Origin of the sequence: Leisingera caerulea DSM 24564, from assembly GCF_000473325.1 — a bacterium.
Classification (GTDB): domain Bacteria; phylum Pseudomonadota; class Alphaproteobacteria; order Rhodobacterales; family Rhodobacteraceae; genus Leisingera; species Leisingera caerulea.
This window is the reverse complement of record NZ_KI421513.1, coordinates 49,696-61,858: the sequence shown is the minus strand read 5'-3', so window position 1 is coordinate 61,858 and position 12,163 is coordinate 49,696. Positions and strand designations below refer to the sequence as shown.

Genomic DNA, 12,163 nt, shown 5'->3' with positions numbered 1-12,163 from the left:
CTGTTGCGGCTCCTAAAACCCTCTCAAGGTGTAGTAGGTTAGTCGGCGCTGGGAACCAGCGGCGCGTTGTCGCCTTCGCTGGGCGGCAGCAGGTCGCTGCCCAGCGGTGCCGGCACCGCCGGGGCGCCGCCGTCTTCGGTTTGCGGAGCTGCCAGCCGGTCGGTGACCGAGGAACCCGCGGATTTCTGCGCTGCCATGATGGTCAGGGTGATCGAGGTGCAGATGAAGGCAATCGCCAGCAGCCAGGTCACCTTGCCGAGCGCGGTGGCCGCCGCACGGCCCGAGATGGCGCCGCCGCCGCCGCCGCCCATGCCCAGACCGCCGCCTTCGGAGCGCTGCAGCAGCACCACGGCAATGAGGCCGAGAGCCAGAAGAAGATGGATGATGAGAACAACGTTTTCCATGAGTCCCTGCGGCGGTTGGCTGAGTATCGGGCGGTAAATAGGCAAGATTGCCCGGGGGGGCAAGGGCGGAGTTTGCCTGACGCCGGGCAGCACCTGTGACGTGCAGTCAGAGGCCGCTGTGCCGGTGCTTTGTGACTGGACGCAGGGGGTTGGGGCGGGGCAGAGTTTTTTTATGCCCCATGATCATCACGACCACCCGCACGCCCTTCTGCCGCCGGACCCTGCTTTGCGGGTCAAGGCGCTGGAAACGATTCTTGTACAGAAAGGCCTGATCGACCCCGCCGCGCTGGAGGAGATCATCGACACCTACCAGAACCGGATCGGCCCGCAGAACGGCGCCCGGGTGGTGGCCAAGGCCTGGAGCGATCCGGAGTTCAAGGCGGCGCTCTTGGCGGATGCCGATCCGGTGCTGGCGGAGCTGGGCTATTACGGCCGCCAGGGCGAGCATATGGTGGTGGCGGAGAACACCGCCGCACAGCACAATATGGTCGTGTGCACCCTCTGCAGCTGCTACCCGTGGCCATTGCTGGGCATTCCGCCGGGCTGGTACAAATCCGACTCCTACCGCGCCCGCGCGGTGCGCGAGCCGCGCAAGGTGCTGGCGGAGTTTGGTGTGGCCTTGCCGGAAGAGACCGCTGTGCGGGTCTGGGATTCGACGGCGGAGGTCCGCTATCTGGTGCTGCCGATGCGCCCTGAGGGCACAGAGGGGATGAGCGAGGAGAACCTGGCGGCGCTGGTCACCCGCGACAGCATGATCGGCACCGGCCTGGCGCGGCAGCCGGGGGAGGCGCCGGCATGACCCGGGTGCATGACATGGGCGGGCGATTCGGCGACGGCCCGGTGGTGCCCGAGGCGGAGGACGCACCGGTCTTTGCCGAGGACTGGCACGCCCGCGCCTTGGCGGTGACGCTGGCCTGCGGCGCGCTGGGGCAGTGGAACATCGACACCTCACGGCACGCCCGCGAACAGCTCTCGCCCAAGGACTACACGCGGTTTTCCTACTATGAGAAATGGATTGCGGCGCTGGCGGATCTCTTGGTGGAGAAGGGCGTGCTGACGCGCGAAGACCTGCAGGGCAAGGGCGCTGCCGGGCTGCATGCGCTGGCGGAGCGGGCCTTGAAGGCGGAGAATGTTGCCAGCGTGCTGGCCAAGGGCGGCCCGGCGGACCGCGCAGGCGGGCCGAAGCCGCGGTTCACGCCGGGGCAGGCGGTACGGGCGCGAATCCCCGCCGACAGCGCGCTGGTGAATGGCGGGCATACAAGGCTGCCGCAGTATGCCGCCGGGGCGCAGGGCTATATCCTGAGGCTGCACGGCACTCATGTGTTCCCCGACAGCAGCGCCCATGGGCTGGGCGAGGCGCCGGAGCCGCTTTATGCGGTGCGGTTTCATGCCAGCGCCTTGTGGGCGCATGCCGAACATCCGGAGGACGAGGTGGTGCTGGACCTGTGGCAGAGCTATCTGGAGCCGCTATGAGGGGATGTCCTGAGGTTGCAGCGCCGGAGCCGGTTTTTGCAGAACCCTGGCACGCGCAGGTCTTTGCGCTGACGGTGCATTTGAATGAGGCCGGGCGGTTCAGCTGGGGGGAGTGGGTGGAGCGGTTTTCCGCGACGCTCAAGCGCCATGGACTGAGCCGGGAGCTGGATGGCGGCGAGGATTACTTCCGCGCCTGGCTGGAGACGCTGGAGGTGTTTTTGGCCGAGGACGGCGCGGCCTCGCGTGCGGAGGCCGAGGTGATGCGCAGCCGCTGGGAGGAGGCGTATCTGAGTACGCCGCATGGCGCGCCGGTGCATCTGCGCGGCTGAGCGCGCGCAGGTTTGGCCGCCGGGGCCTGGGCGGCCTGGGCGGTTTCTTTTTGCCGTTTCTGTTTTTTCGTTCGCTTCGCGCCGTTTAGCGCAATGTCCCATTTAAGGGGGCGGCGCCGCCGGGTGGAGGTGGACAGACCCCGCGGGGGGCCTGCTCGGACAGGATATCCTGGACGACCCCCTTTTTATCAGGGCCGTTCTCCGGGTGTTGCGCAGGCAGCCACACAGATGCCTGCGCCTCGTATCATGGCCCCGCGCGCGGGAACCATGGCTGGGGGATCGCGATCGTCTGGGAGCATGGCATAGGGGCATGAGGGTCGCGTGAACGGGGCGTGCGGCGGGTGCGCAACACATGGCAGGTGAGCCAGATGATCAGGGCGGGCGCTTGCCCGCGGGGTGGCGCTGCAACGGCTGTGCATGGCAATTTATCCCTGCAAAGTCCGTACGGGTTATCAGCGGCACGCTGCCCTCTCCAGAGCGCCAGCGTCGTGCTGCAAGCACGCCCCCGGCATGACGGGGCGGGCAGGCGCTCGCCCGGCGCCTGCGGCTTGATTCCGGGCGGGGAAGGCAAAGTACCCCGTGAATAAGCGCCTGCCGCGGCGAATTTGCGGTTCCACTGCCTGCGCAGCATCGCTATATGAGCGTGGGTTTGAACCAGACTGTAAAGGACCGGATATGGCCAATGTCGTCGTAGTCGGCGCCCAGTGGGGCGACGAAGGGAAAGGCAAGATCGTGGACTGGCTGAGCGAGCGTGCAGACGTGATCGCCCGCTTCCAGGGCGGCCATAACGCCGGCCACACGCTGGTCATTGACGGCAAGGTCTACAAGCTGCACGCGCTGCCCTCGGGCGTGGTGCGCGGCGGCAAGCTGTCGGTCATCGGCAATGGCGTGGTGCTGGACCCCTGGCATCTGATGAAGGAAATCGCGACCGTTCAGGAGCAGGGCGTGGAGATCACCCCGGAAACCCTGATGATCGCCGAAAACACGCCGCTGATCCTGCCGCTGCATGGCGAGCTGGACCGGGCGCGCGAAGAGGCGGCCTCCAAGGGCACCAAGATCGGCACCACAGGCCGCGGCATCGGCCCGGCATATGAGGACAAGGTGGGCCGCCGTGCGATCCGCGTTGCCGACCTGGCGGATGAGGCCACGCTGGAAGCCCGCGTCGACCGCGCGCTGCAGCACCATGACCCGCTGCGCAAGGGCCTGGGCGTCGACCCGGTGGACCGCGACGCTCTGATTGAACAGCTGAAAAAGATCGCCCCGCAGATCCTGCCGTTTGCGGCGCCGGTCTGGAAGGTGCTGAACGAGAAGCGCAAGGCGGGCAAGCGGATCCTGTTCGAAGGCGCGCAAGGCGCTCTGCTGGACATTGATTTCGGCACCTATCCCTTTGTCACGTCCTCGAACGTGATTGCGGGCCAGGCGGCCACCGGTGTCGGCATCGGCCCGGGCTCGATCGACTATGTGCTGGGCATCGTGAAGGCCTATACCACCCGTGTGGGCGAGGGCCCGTTCCCGACTGAGCTGCTGGACGCCGAGGGCAACCCGGACGCGGACGGCGAGCGTCTGGGCACCCGCGGCCATGAGTTCGGCACCACCACCGGCCGTCAGCGCCGCTGCGGCTGGTTCGACGCCTGCCTGGTGCGCCAGACCTGCGCCACCTCCGGCATCAACGGTATTTCGCTGACCAAGCTGGATGTGCTGGACGGGTTTGAGACGCTGAAGATCTGCACCGGTTATGAGCTGGACGGCGATCGCCTTGACTACCTGCCGACTGCCGCCGACCAGCAGGCCCGCTGCGTGCCCGTCTATGAGGAAATGCCGGGCTGGAGCGAGTCGACCGAGGGCGCGCGCAGCTGGAACGACCTGCCCGCCAATGCGATCAAATACGTGAAGCGCGTGGAAGAGCTGATCGAATGCCCGGTGGCGCTGCTGTCCACCAGCCCGGAGCGGGACGACACCATCCTGGTGACCGACCCGTTTGCCGACTGATGGCTGACGGCAAGGGCCTGAGCTACAAGGCCCGGCGGCGCTGGGCCCTGGTGATCCTGCTGGTGGGGATGCCGTTGTACATAGTGGCCGCGGTCACGGTGATGAACTGGCTGGACCGCCCGCCGCTGTGGCTTGAGCTGATCGTCTATGTGGCGCTGGGCATCGTCTGGGTGCTGCCGTTCAAATTCGTGTTCCGCGGCGTGGGTCAGGCAGACCCGGACGCCGGTGAAGACCAATAAGTTAGGGGCGCTGCCCCTCAGGTTTGATCGGAAGAGGGGCGCTGCCCCTCTTGGCCTGACGGCCAATTCACCCCGGGATATTTCCGGCCAGATGAAGCTGGATCCGGTTTGCAAAAGAAAAGGCGGCCTTGCGGGGCCGCCTTTTTTGTTTGTGCTGTGCGGGGCTTAGCCCGCGGCGCGTTTTCCGGGCTTGAAGCCGATGTCGCCGGAGGCGGTGAACCGGCCGTTGCCGGAGCGTTCGATTTTGCCGTCGCGCAGGAGCTGGCCGAAGGAGCGCAGCCCGTCTTCGCGGTTGAATTCGCTGCTGCCGGCGCTGCGCACCTTGTTCATCAGCTGCGGGCGCGAGAAGTGGTCGCGGCCCTCGACAAAGCTCATGTAGGCGGCGGCGGCTTCCAGCAGCTCGTGCAGCTCGGCGGCGCCGCGCTCGGCGGCGTAAGCCGCGAAACCGCTGCCGCCGGTTTCCGCTTCCTCGCCCAGAACCGCGGCCGAAACCCGGCGCGGGCGCACCGGCTGATCGGCGGCTGCGCCCTGGTCGATGCGCTGGGCTGCCACCAGTTTCAGCGGTGCCGGGCGGGACGCCGGGGCGGGCGGGCGCTCGGCGCCGGCGTGGCGGGCTTCGGGGCGGCGCGGGCGGACCACGCTGGCCAGATCCTCGCGGTAGGCCTGGGCGTCGTCGCTGCCGCCTGTGCCCCCTGCCGGGCCGGCCTTGGCGGCGGCAACGGCGGCGCGCAGGTGGCTGTAAGCCTCGCGCGAGGAGGCTGATTCGGGTTCTTCGAGCTTGGCGTCGGCGGCGGCCATCAGGCGGCTGACATCGCTGTCCGCCAGGCTTGATCCGGCCGGCTGATCCGCGGCTGCACCGGCCCCGGCGGTGTCAGGGGCGGTGTCATCAGTGCTGTCTTCGCCGGGCAGCTCAGAGGCGGCCAGGATTTCCGCTTCCACCTCGGCCAGCTCGCGCATCAGGTCGGCTTCGTCCTCCTCCGACAGCTCCGCCGGTTCGGGCTGCGGCTGCGGGCGGCTGCCGGTGTCCTGCAGGCGGCCGGAGGCGAGGGCCTTGTCGAAATCGGTGCGCTTGACCTTGGTGATGCGCACGCGCGGCGCGGGCGCGGGTTCGGGAGCGGGGGCCTGAGCGGCGTCTTCCTCTGCTGCCGGGCTGCGGGCTGCTGCGTCCTCGCTGCGGTCCGCTGCGGCACTGTCTTGCAAATCCGCAAACAGGCTGCCGTCAGAGCCGTCGTCGGCGCCGCCGGCGCTTGCCTCTGCGGTGGTCTCCGGCTGTTGCGCCGCTGCGCGGCCCAAGTCCAGGCGGTCCAGCGTTCTGGCGATCTCGTCGTCGCCCTCGTCATCGAAATCCGGTGCGCCGGTGCCGTCGTCCTCCATCAGCGCGCTGGTGATTTCCTCGGCGGCGTTTTCCAGCACGTCGTCGGCGTGCTCATCTTCGCTGAAGTCTTCTTCGGGTGCCTGGGCCACCACCGCGCGGATGCGCTGCAGCTTGGCGGCGATGCTGTCGGCGGCGGGCACGCTGTCCTCTTCTTCCGCTTCTTCCATACGCGGGGCGGGTTCGTCGGCCTGTTCTTCGGCTTCGGCTGCCTGCGGGGTGCTGGCGTCCTCTTCCGCGGCGGCCTCGTTGACTTCCAGCAGCTCGACTGCCGGGGTGTCTTTACGCTCCGTGTCCTGCGTTGCGGCGCTTGCGTTTTCCAGGGCCGCGGCGATGGTTTCTTCGGCTTCGGCTTCGGCTTCGGCTTCGGCTTCGGCTTCGGCTTCGGCTTCGGCGGTTTCTTCTGCGGCGTGCTCAGCTGCGTCGACCGCGGCTGCTTCGTCCGCTGCTGCTGCTGCGGCGGCTTCGACGGTCTGGGTGTCTGCTTCGTCCGCGGCGGTGTCTGCAACCGGTTCCGGCGTGGAGGCGGGCTGCGCTGCCTCCGGTGCGGCTGCCGGTTCTTCTGCCGGGGCAGGGGCGGGCTGCTCTGCCGCCGGTTCGGCGGCAGGCGCCGGAGCCGGTGCGGCGGCGGCGCCGAGCGCCGGGGTGGCGGCGCGCAGGTGGATGCCGCCGTCGCTGGTGCGGGCCTCGACCTGGCGGGCGATCTCGCGCTGGGCAATGCGGGCCAGCATGTCGGCATCGGGCTGCGGCGGCTCTGCGCCGAAGTAACGGTCATCCGCTGCCAGGTCGCGGAAATACTCAGCGATGGCCTTCATCGTGCCGAACGAGTCCTCGAACCCTTCCAATGTGCAGGAAAAGGTTCCATAGGATACCGTCAAGACTTTGTTGTTGTGTACCATCAGCTCGCTCGTCTTCGCCACATCTGTTGCCATTCACCTTATTGGCTGGAAGGACCAATTTTGCTCGAATCCGTGCAATTGATCGTATCATTTTGTGTTCAGATTGTGACCTGTTTCCAAAACAGGCGGGAATATGCCGAATGGACAGACTGATTGTTGAAGCACCGGAACCAATCACCCTGATTGGCGGCGGTGAAATCGCCACTGGCGCGCTGGCGGAGGCCTTGGCGCTGGCGCCCAAGCTGGTGGCGGCGGACGGCGGCGCGGCGGCGGCGCTGGCGGCGGGATACTGGCCGCAGGCGGTGATCGGGGATTTCGACTCGCTGAGCGAGGACGTGCGGGCGCAGCTGCCGCCGGAGGCGCTGCACCCGGTGGCGGAGCAGGACAGCACCGATTTCGACAAGGCGCTGCGCTCGATTGCGGCGCCGGCGGTGCTGGCGGTCGGGTTCCTGGGGGCGCGGGTGGATCATCAGCTGGCGGCGTTCAGCACGCTGGTGCAGGGGCATCAGACGCCGTGCGTGCTGATTGGCGAAACCGAAGTGATCTTTCACCTGACGCATGAGGTGGCGCTGCCGGCCCGGGCGGGCGAGGTGATTTCGCTGTTCCCGATGCAGGAGGCGACGGGGCGTTCGGAGGGGCTGGAGTGGCCGATCGAGGGTCTGGTGATGTCGCCGATGGGGCGGATCGGCACCTCGAACCGGGCGCTGGGTCCGGTGCGGCTGCTGCCGGACGGGCCGGGCCTGCTGGCGATTGTGCCGCGGCGGCTGCTGGCGGAGGTGCTGCGCGCGCTGAGGCTGGATTTCAGGCAGGATCTCAGGCGGGATCTCAGGCGGGGTTGATGCGCTCTTCGGTTTCGGAGGGCTTGCGCTCGCGCATCACTGCATAGAGGCCCGCGCTGATGGTCAGCAGGATGCCGAAGGCGGCGAGCGTGTTGGGGAGTTCCGCAAAGATCAGCCAGCCGAAGAACACCGCCACCGGGATCTCCAGGTATTGCATCGAGGCGAGGGTGGAGGTGGGGGCGAACCGCAGGCTCCAGGTCATGAGAAGGTGGGCGACGGTGCCGAGGGCGCCTGCGGCGGCCAAGAGGCTCCAGGTGTCCTGCGGCGGCAGGGCGGTGGAAAGGGCGGCAACGCCGGCGGCATCGCCGATCAGCAGCACCGGGGCCAGCAGCACCGTGCCCATGACGCCCGCCACCGCCTGGACCGAGATGGGATCGGTCTCCTTGGCGATCTTGCGGGTGATCAGCATGAACAGGGCAAAGATCACCGCCACCAAGAGCGGCCAGAGCGCGTTCCAGCCGACGGCGGCGAAGCTGGGCTGAATGACCAGCAGGGTGCCGGAGAAGCCAACCACGCAGGCACCGAGGCGGTGCAGGCCGACGTTCTCGTGCAGGACAAATTTGCCCAAGAGCAGCATCAGGAAGGGCATCACGAAAGCAATTGCCACCGCATCGGCCAGCGGCAGGTAGCGGAAGGCGGTGAACATGGCGGCAATGCCGCCCATCTGCAGCAGCGTGCGCAGGAACAGGAGCGGCGCCACCCGGCGCGACAGGCTGAGCGGCAGGCGCAGGGCCAGCGCCAGCGGCAGCAGGATCGCGGCCTGGGCGGCAAAACGGATGAAGACGATCTGGGCAACCGGCACGCGGTTGGTCAGCAGTTTTGCAATGGCGTCGCCCAGCGGGATCACCATGCAGAAGCCCAGCATCAAGGCGATGCCGAGGAGGGGCCGGTCCTGTGTCATGGCGGCAGGCTAGGCCTGCACGGTAAACGGCGCAAGCTGGAGTTGCGGGAGAAGGAGAGACGTTGCGTCCCTTTGCAAGGAACGCGCGCCAGTTGCCGCGTCCCGCACCACAAGGCGCGGGCCTGCCCTTGGGAGGGCGCGAATGCGCCTTCGTCATGCTGAAAGCATGTCTCCGGCATGACGGGAAGGTCAGGCGCGGGCCGTGCCGCTGCGCGCCACGGCCCAAGAGGGTGTCCCTAAGGAGCCCGGAACCTCAGCAGTTCGGCACGTTCACCGCCAGGCCGCCGAGAGAGGTTTCCTTGTACTTGTCGTGCATGTCGGCGCCGGTCTGGCGCATGGTCTCGATGCAGGCGTCCAGCGGCACGAAGTGCTGGCCGTCGCCGCGCAAGGCCAGCGAGGCGGCGGAGACCGCCTTGATTGCCGCCAGACCGTTGCGCTCGATGCAGGGGACTTGCACCAGGCCCTTCACGGGGTCGCAGGTCATGCCCAGATGATGCTCCAGCGCGATTTCAGCCGCGTTTTCCACCTGTTCGGGCGTGCCGCCCATCACCGCGCAGAGGCCCGCGGCGGACATTGCTGAGGCAGAGCCGACCTCTGCCTGGCAGCCTGCCTCGGCACCCGATATGGACGCGTTGTATTTCACGAGGCCGGCAATGGCGGCGGCGGTCAGCAGGAAATCCTCGACATGGGCCTCCGACGCGCCGGGCACGTGGTCGAGGTAATAGCGGATCACAGCCGGCAGGGTGCCTGCGGCGCCGTTGGTGGGGGCGGTCACAACCTGGCCGCCAGCCGCGTTTTCCTCGTTCACCGCCATCGCGTAAACGCTCATCCAGTCGTTGATGGTGTGCGGCGCGGTCTGATTCAGGCCGCGTTCTGCCATCAGCGCGTCATAGATGCCCTTGGCGCGGCGGCGCACCTTCAATCCGCCGGGCAGGATGCCGTCGCGCTCCAGCCCGCGGTTGATGCAGTCGTTCATCACCTGCCAGATGCGGGCGGTGCCCTTGGCGAGGCTCTCGGAGCAGCCGCGGGAGATTTCGTTGGCGCGCTTCATGTCGGCAATCGACTTGCCGCTGGCCTTGGCCATTTCCAGCATCTCGGCCGCGGATTTAAACGGGTAGGGGACCGGGTCGCCCTCGTCGGTCGCCTTGCCTGCGGCCAGTTCCTCCTCAGTGACGACAAAGCCGCCGCCGATCGAGTAGAACACCTGCTTGAGGATCACGTCGCCCTGGGCGTCGGTTGCCATCAGGATCATGCCGTTGGCGTGGCCCGGCAGCGCGTGATCGTAGTCGAAGATCATGTCGGCCTTGGGGTCGAAGTGCAGCTCGCCCAGCCCCTCCGGGTGCATCTTATGGGTCTTCGCCAGCTCCGCCAGGAAGGCCTCTGCCTTCTCGTCATCATAGTCATGGGCGACAAAGCCGCCGAGGCCGAGGATGGTGGCGCGGTCGGTGGCGTGGCCGACGCCGGTGAAGGCGAGCGAGCCGTGCAGCGAGGCGCGCAGCCCGTGGAATTCAAACGGCGAGGCACGCATCATGTCGAGGAAGCGCGCGGCGGCGACCATCGGCCCCATAGTGTGGGAGGACGACGGGCCGATGCCCACTTTGAACATGTCGAAAACGGAGAGGAACATTAGGTGGCTGATCCTTCTGGGGGATTGGCGTAGGCCGGGGATGTGAACGGGGTGGCGCCGAGGCCCTCGGCCTCGCGCGACTCGGCAACGGCGGCACGGTGCTCCAGCGCGGCGCAGAGGCGCTGCAGGCTGGGGTAATGGGCCAGGGTGAACCAGGATTTGTTAGCCTGCGCCGGGTAGAGCGCCATCCAGCGTAACTGGCAGGCCAGGTAATAGTCCAGCACAGAGGGCTGCGGCGCGCCGAGCCAGGCGGGGCGGGCGGCGGCGGCCTGGTCGAGATGGGTCAGGTGGCGGTGCAGGCGCTGGCGCAGCACGGTTTGCAGCTGGTCCTGATGGGGCTTTGCATCGCCGATGTATTTATCCGGGTAGAACAGCATCCGCAGGTCGGCATGCAGGGTGTTGGAGGCGAAGAACAGCCATTTCAGGAACACCGCGCGATCCGTGCTGCCGGGCTGCGGCGCCATCGCGGCGTGGCGTTCGGAGAGCCACAGGAGGATGGCGGCGGTCTCGAACACCGCACCGTCCGGGGTTTCCAGCACCGGGATCAGCCCGTTCGGGTTCAACGCCCGGTATTCGGCGCTGTTTTGCGCCTGCGCCTTGCGGTCGACCAGAACGGTTTCATAAGGCTGGCCAAGCTCCTCCAGCACCAGCCGGATGACCAGTGAGGCGTTGTCGGGGGCATAGTGGAGGCGGTATTCGGGTTTCATGGCGCAATAGTATGACGCAGACGCGCGGAATATGTGTCCGTTTCCGGCGTTTCCAATAGGAAACCCGCCTTTGTGATGCATGTTTGCCAGGCAGGGCCTTGAGCGGCGGAGAGACGCCTGCGGCCCACCGCGGCGGAAGGTGGTTCAGAGCCCTGAGCGGACGTGTGGATTTCCTGCTGTTTGCGCCGGCAGCAGCACGTCCGGCAGGCTTGTCCGTTGTTGCTGGCTGTAAAGCGGCAGGACTTGCCGCCCGTCAGAGAATGACGCGGCAGAGGTCCTGCGGGCAACTTTGAGGTTTTCTGCAGAGCTTTGATCGCTCGCGCTTACAAACCGAAGCCAATGACAAAGGCGACCGCCAAGGCGAGGAGAAACAGCGTCTCGGCAAGCAGGATGATACCGTAGCTGGGTTTCACCTTCAGGATCGTGGCGAGGCTGGTCTTCACGCCGAGTGCGGAGATGGCGATGACGAGGCACCAGCGCGACAGTGCGCCTGCCGCATCGGATAGTCCCTGCGGCACTGGCACGGTGTTGGCAAGAACCGCCAGGGCAATAAACAGAACAAGGAACCACGGCAGCGACAGCCTTTGGGTCTGTGCGCCGCGGAAGCTGGCCATGACGAGAAGCATCACCACGGGCAGCAATGCCACCCTGACCATCTTCACAAAGGTGGCAATGACCCCGGCTTCTTCGCCGATGGAATAGCCAGCCCCAACCACCTGTGCGACATCGTGGATGGTGGCGCCGATCAGGAAACCGCTTTCCAGATCGCTCATCCCCAGCGCGGCAAAGAGGACCGGATAGACAATCATGGCGATTGTCGAAAGGGTGGTAACGCCGATCACGACGAACAGGGTGTCCTGCTCGCGGCCGCTGCGCGGAGGCAGAACGGACGCAATGGCAAGCGCGGCGGAGGCCCCGCATATCGCCACGGATCCGCCGGCAAGAAGGCCGAAAGCAAGGCGGCGGCCTAACAGGAAGGACAAAGCAGCCCCGCAGGCCAGGGTGGCAATGACAAATCCGGCCACTGCGGCCACCGCGCTCAGCCCCACACTCTCCACATCGCCAATGCTCAGCCTCAATCCCAGCAGAGCGACGCCAATGCGCAGCAGGGTCTTGGCAGAAAACTCCAGGCCGGGCGAGAATGCCGGATCGCCGTTCAGGAAATGGAAGGCCATCCCTATCAGCAGCGCAAACAGCATTACAGGCGCGCCATAGTGCTCGGACAGGAATGTTGCAGCAGCGGCGATCACGCAGACGAGCAGTATGCCGCCGGAATGGCTGTCCCAGTGCGATTTGATCGCCGGAGTCATTGGCCTCTCCCCGAACGGAGGTGCAAATGCACGCGCTGACCCCGGTCATGGGGCAGGCGCGGCATTCTTCAGGA

General features: G+C 66.9%; 12 protein-coding genes. 6 read left to right on the top strand and 6 right to left on the bottom strand.

Annotation, left to right across the window (positions count from 1 at the left end; all coding sequences use genetic code 11):
* Nucleotides 1–38: 38 nt before the first annotated feature.
* Nucleotides 39–404, bottom strand: a complete 366-nt coding sequence (gene secG / locus CAER_RS0107400; RefSeq protein ID WP_027234749.1) for a preprotein translocase subunit SecG — start codon at nucleotides 402–404, stop codon at nucleotides 39–41.
* Between the two features lie 172 nt (nucleotides 405–576).
* Here secG and nthA point away from each other — a divergent pair, with 172 nt between their 5' ends.
* The 5 genes from nthA (at nucleotide 577) to CAER_RS0107375 (ending at nucleotide 4,434) form a co-directional block, all read left to right on the top strand.
* Complete coding sequence (gene nthA / locus CAER_RS0107395; protein ID WP_027234748.1) at nucleotides 577–1,203, top strand: nitrile hydratase subunit alpha; 627 nt, start codon at nucleotides 577–579, stop codon at nucleotides 1,201–1,203.
* Nucleotides 1,200–1,877, top strand: a complete 678-nt coding sequence (nthB, locus tag CAER_RS0107390; protein ID WP_027234747.1) for a nitrile hydratase subunit beta — start codon at nucleotides 1,200–1,202, stop codon at nucleotides 1,875–1,877. Before nthA ends, nthB begins: the two co-directional genes overlap by 4 nt.
* Complete coding sequence (locus tag CAER_RS0107385) at nucleotides 1,874–2,206, top strand: nitrile hydratase accessory protein (RefSeq protein WP_027234746.1); 333 nt, start codon at nucleotides 1,874–1,876, stop codon at nucleotides 2,204–2,206. Before nthB ends, CAER_RS0107385 begins: the two co-directional genes overlap by 4 nt.
* A gap of 675 nt (nucleotides 2,207–2,881) precedes the next feature.
* Complete coding sequence (locus CAER_RS0107380) at nucleotides 2,882–4,195, top strand: adenylosuccinate synthase (RefSeq protein ID WP_027234745.1); 1,314 nt, start codon at nucleotides 2,882–2,884, stop codon at nucleotides 4,193–4,195.
* Nucleotides 4,195–4,434: a DUF2842 domain-containing protein gene (locus CAER_RS0107375; RefSeq protein WP_027234744.1), complete on the top strand. Its 240-nt coding sequence runs from the start codon at nucleotides 4,195–4,197 to the stop codon at nucleotides 4,432–4,434. Before CAER_RS0107380 ends, CAER_RS0107375 begins: the two co-directional genes overlap by 1 nt.
* A gap of 165 nt (nucleotides 4,435–4,599) precedes the next feature.
* On the opposite strand, the gene CAER_RS30055 is transcribed toward CAER_RS0107375, so the two are convergent.
* The gene (locus CAER_RS30055) at nucleotides 4,600–6,738 is read right to left on the bottom strand and encodes a hypothetical protein (protein WP_051357753.1); all 2,139 of its coding nucleotides are present in this window, start codon (nucleotides 6,736–6,738) and stop codon (nucleotides 4,600–4,602) included.
* A 107-nt stretch (nucleotides 6,739–6,845) separates the two neighbouring features.
* Between CAER_RS30055 and CAER_RS0107365 the strand changes: the two genes are divergently transcribed.
* Nucleotides 6,846–7,544: a thiamine diphosphokinase gene (locus tag CAER_RS0107365; protein WP_027234742.1), complete on the top strand. Its 699-nt coding sequence runs from the start codon at nucleotides 6,846–6,848 to the stop codon at nucleotides 7,542–7,544.
* On the opposite strand, the gene CAER_RS0107360 is transcribed toward CAER_RS0107365, so the two are convergent.
* The 4 genes from CAER_RS0107360 to CAER_RS0107345 form a co-directional block, all read right to left on the bottom strand.
* Nucleotides 7,531–8,445, bottom strand: coding sequence for a DMT family transporter (locus CAER_RS0107360; protein WP_027234741.1), 915 nt, complete (start codon nucleotides 8,443–8,445; stop codon nucleotides 7,531–7,533). The genes CAER_RS0107365 and CAER_RS0107360 overlap by 14 nt on opposite strands.
* 253 nt (nucleotides 8,446–8,698) lie before the next feature.
* The gene (locus CAER_RS0107355; protein ID WP_027234740.1) at nucleotides 8,699–10,072 is read right to left on the bottom strand and encodes an L-serine ammonia-lyase; all 1,374 of its coding nucleotides are present in this window, start codon (nucleotides 10,070–10,072) and stop codon (nucleotides 8,699–8,701) included.
* Nucleotides 10,072–10,779 (bottom strand): glutathione S-transferase family protein, encoded by a 708-nt coding sequence (locus CAER_RS0107350; RefSeq protein ID WP_027234739.1) that lies wholly within the window; start codon nucleotides 10,777–10,779, stop codon nucleotides 10,072–10,074. The genes CAER_RS0107355 and CAER_RS0107350 overlap by 1 nt, the downstream gene beginning before the upstream one ends.
* 323 nt (nucleotides 10,780–11,102) lie before the next feature.
* The gene (locus CAER_RS0107345; protein WP_027234738.1) at nucleotides 11,103–12,089 is read right to left on the bottom strand and encodes a YeiH family protein; all 987 of its coding nucleotides are present in this window, start codon (nucleotides 12,087–12,089) and stop codon (nucleotides 11,103–11,105) included.
* Between the last annotated feature and the right edge of the window lie 74 nt (nucleotides 12,090–12,163).

Excerpts from the sequence above, each read along its gene's own strand:
- CAER_RS0107360 (WP_027234741.1), bottom strand. The coding sequence starts at position 8,445 with ATGACACAGGACCGGCCCCTCCTCGGCATCGCCTTGATGCTGGGCTTC.
- CAER_RS0107365 (WP_027234742.1), top strand. The coding sequence starts at position 6,846 with ATGGACAGACTGATTGTTGAAGCACCGGAACCAATCACCCTGATTGGC.
- CAER_RS0107350 (WP_027234739.1), bottom strand. The coding sequence starts at position 10,779 with ATGAAACCCGAATACCGCCTCCACTATGCCCCCGACAACGCCTCACTG.
- CAER_RS0107375 (WP_027234744.1), top strand. The coding sequence starts at position 4,195 with ATGGCTGACGGCAAGGGCCTGAGCTACAAGGCCCGGCGGCGCTGGGCC.
- nthB (WP_027234747.1), top strand. The coding sequence starts at position 1,200 with ATGACCCGGGTGCATGACATGGGCGGGCGATTCGGCGACGGCCCGGTG.
- nthA (WP_027234748.1), top strand. The coding sequence starts at position 577 with ATGCCCCATGATCATCACGACCACCCGCACGCCCTTCTGCCGCCGGAC.
- secG (WP_027234749.1), bottom strand. The coding sequence starts at position 404 with ATGGAAAACGTTGTTCTCATCATCCATCTTCTTCTGGCTCTCGGCCTC.
- CAER_RS30055 (WP_051357753.1), bottom strand. The coding sequence starts at position 6,738 with ATGGCAACAGATGTGGCGAAGACGAGCGAGCTGATGGTACACAACAAC.
- CAER_RS0107380 (WP_027234745.1), top strand. The coding sequence starts at position 2,882 with ATGGCCAATGTCGTCGTAGTCGGCGCCCAGTGGGGCGACGAAGGGAAA.
- CAER_RS0107355 (WP_027234740.1), bottom strand. The coding sequence starts at position 10,072 with ATGTTCCTCTCCGTTTTCGACATGTTCAAAGTGGGCATCGGCCCGTCG.
- CAER_RS0107345 (WP_027234738.1), bottom strand. The coding sequence starts at position 12,089 with ATGACTCCGGCGATCAAATCGCACTGGGACAGCCATTCCGGCGGCATA.
- CAER_RS0107385 (WP_027234746.1), top strand. The coding sequence starts at position 1,874 with ATGAGGGGATGTCCTGAGGTTGCAGCGCCGGAGCCGGTTTTTGCAGAA.